The organism is Propylenella binzhouense (assembly GCF_009866965.1).
GTDB classification, from domain to species: domain Bacteria; phylum Pseudomonadota; class Alphaproteobacteria; order Rhizobiales; family Afifellaceae; genus Propylenella; species Propylenella binzhouense.
In genome coordinates, this window is sequence record NZ_SPKJ01000188.1 from 1 (window position 1) to 2,724 (window position 2,724).

The window sequence follows — 2,724 nt, forward strand, 5'->3', positions numbered from 1 at the left end:
GGGCCGGCGGCGATCGGCCGGACCGGCTCCGCCACCCGCTCCGAGAGGCAGTAGCAGGCGACCGCCTCCGGCAGGGGGACGAGCCGCGCGGCGCGGGCGGCGAGCGCGAACGCGGCCGCGCTCCGGCGCGAATGGAACAGGATGCCGTCCACCGTTCCCGCCGCGATCGCCTCCGCCGCGGCGGGCGCGAGCCGGGGCTCCGGATCGGCGCGGTAGACCGCGCGGCTCTCAACCTCGAATCCGAGCGCGCGCAGGCGCCCCGCGAGATCGGTGCTGGTGGTCTCGCCAGCGGCGTAGAAGAGCGGCCCGCCGGCCGGGGAGAGGCACCCGGCGGCGAGCGCGATCAGCTCCTCGGCCGAGCCGCCTGCGGAACGCGCCGCCGGAAAGCCGCTCCGCTTCGCCTCGACCGCGGTCTGGTCGCCGACCGCGAGAAGGGGCACGGCCTTCAGGAAGTCCGCGTCGTGCCGGGCGGCGAGCGCGCGCACCGCATTGGCGCTCGTGACGAGCACGGCCTGGAAGCGCCGCACGGGCAGCCGGACCCCGGGATCCGGATGGATCGCCAGGGCAGGGGAGAGGATGACGCTGTGCCCGAGCGCCTCCAGGAGCCGCGCGGTCCGGCCGCCATCGGGCTCCGGGCGCGTCACGACGAGGCGCATCAGGCGATGCCGAGCGCGGCGAGGAAGCCGTCGGGCGCCATCCTGCGGAGCGCGAAGCCGGCCTCCTCGCCGATATCGGCGGCCGCGACGGCCGGGCCGCTCTGCTCGACGGTGTAGAACTCGCCGCCATCCCGGGCGAGCACGATGCCACGGAAGCGCAGCCGCTCGCCTTCGATTTCGGCATAGCCGGCGATCGGTGTCCGGCACGAGCCGTCGAGCACGGCGAGGAAGGCCCGCTCGCAGGCGACCGCGCGGGCGGTGTCCCGGTGGGCGACGAGGTCGAGCCGCTCCAGCGTCGCCTCGTCGTCGGCGCGCGCCTCGACGACCACGGCGCCCTGACCGCAGGCGGGAAGGAACCGGTCGACCGGAAGGAGCGCCGTGACATGCGCCTCGAGGCCGAGCCGCTTCAACCCGGCGCAGGCGAGGAGGGTGGCGTCGAATTCGCCGTCCTCCACCCGCTTCAGGCGGGTCGGCACGTTGCCGCGCAGCAGTTCGACCCGCAGGTCCGGGCGCACCCGCTTCAGCTGCGCCTCGCGCCGGAGCGAGGCGGTGCCGACCACCGCGCCAGGCTTCAGCGCCTCGAGCGAGGGCGCGGAGGCCGAAATGAACGCATCCCGGACGTCCTCCCGCTCCAGATAGGCGGCGAGCGCCAGCCCGTCCGGCAGCGCGGTCGGCATGTCCTTGGCGGAATGGACGGCGATGTCGATCTCGCTTCCGAGGAGGGCCTCCTCGATCTCCTTCGTGAAGAGGCCCTTGCCGCCCGCCTCCAGGAGCGCGCGGTCCTGGATGCGGTCGCCGGAGGTGCGGATCACCACGATCTCGTAGGCGCCTTCGGGCAGGCCCTCGCGGGCGGCAAGCCGTGCCCGCACGGTTTCGGCCTGCCAGAGCGCGAGCCGGCTGCCGCGCGTTCCGATCCTCATCCCTGCCGTTTGCAACGATCCACACCCGGGTGTTAGAGCCGAGGCCAAGCCATGCGGCCGACCCCTAGTCCCTGCGAAATCGGAGCGCAATGACGCCGTCACCGCCGCCCCGGGCCGGCACGACCGTCCTCGGCATCGAGACGAGCTGCGACGAGACCGCCGCATCGGTGGTCCGGCGGGCGCCGGACGGCGCGCCCGCTATCCTGTCGAACGTGGTCCTGAGCCAGGTCGCGGACCATGCCGCGTTCGGCGGCGTGGTGCCGGAAATCGCGGCGCGCGCCCATGTCGAGGCGATCGACGGCGTGGTTGCGGCGGCGCTCCGGCAGGCCGGCACCGGCTGGGAAGAACTCGATGCCGTCGCCGTCACGGCCGGGCCGGGGCTGATCGGCGGGGTCCTGGTCGGGCTCATGACCGCCCGCGCGATCGCCGCCGCGCGCCGCCTGCCTCTCCTGCCGCTCAACCATCTCGAAGGCCACGCGCTGACGGCGCGGCTGACCGACGGCGCACGGTTTCCGTATCTGCTCCTGCTCGTCTCCGGCGGGCACACGCAGCTCGTCGCCGTCGAGGGCGTCGGCCGCTATCGCCGCCTCGGCACCACGATCGACGACGCGCTCGGCGAGGCGTTCGACAAGGCGGCCAAGCTGCTCGGGCTCGGCTATCCCGGCGGCCCGGCGGTCGAGCGGATGGCCGCGGCGGGGGATCCGGCGCGCTTCCGACTGCCGCGTCCGCTGAAGGGCGCGGAGGGCTGCGACTTCTCCTTCTCGGGCCTCAAGACGGCGCTGCGGCTGCAGGCCGAGGCGCTCGCCCCGCTCGCGGAGACGGACGTCGCGGATCTTTGCGCCGGCTTCCAGGCGGCCGTGACGGAGGTGCTCGCGGACCGCGTCCGCAACGCGTTCGCGCGCATGCCGAGCGGGAGCGGCCGGCCAACGGCGCTCGTCGCCGCCGGCGGCGTCGCGGCGAACCGCACGATCCGAGCCGGCCTCGAGGCCCTCTGCCGCGCCGAGGGCCTGCCCTTCGTGGCGCCGCCGATGGCGCTCTGCACGGACAATGCGGCGATGATCGCCTGGGCCGGCGCCGAGCGGATCGCGGCCGGCCTCCTGCCCGACCCCGCGATCACCGCACGGGCGCGCTGGCCGCTCGACGAGGCG

The 2,724-nt window shown here is 75.0% G+C and carries 3 protein-coding genes; 1 reads left to right on the forward strand and 2 read right to left on the reverse strand.

All coding sequences use genetic code 11. The features are described 5' to 3' along the window. Nucleotides 1–656, reverse strand: a 656-nt coding sequence (locus E4O86_RS22680; protein WP_161142810.1) for a uroporphyrinogen-III synthase, incomplete at its 3' end; no start/stop codon positions are given. Further along, entirely contained in the window at nucleotides 656–1,576 is a 921-nt protein-coding gene (gene hemC / locus E4O86_RS22685; RefSeq protein ID WP_246206570.1) for a hydroxymethylbilane synthase, read from the reverse strand. The genes E4O86_RS22680 and hemC, both read right to left, overlap by 1 nt. A gap of 89 nt (nucleotides 1,577–1,665) precedes the next feature. On the opposite strand from hemC, the gene tsaD reads away from it, so the two are divergent. Continuing rightward, on the forward strand, nucleotides 1,666–2,724 hold a 1,059-nt coding region (gene tsaD / locus E4O86_RS22690), incomplete at its 3' end, for a tRNA (adenosine(37)-N6)-threonylcarbamoyltransferase complex transferase subunit TsaD (RefSeq protein ID WP_161142812.1).

What these genes read in the sequence shown, in the direction of transcription:
- hemC (WP_246206570.1), bottom strand. Translation starts at nt 1,576, where the DNA reads ATGAGGATCGGAACGCGCGGCAGCCGGCTCGCGCTCTGGCAGGCCGAA.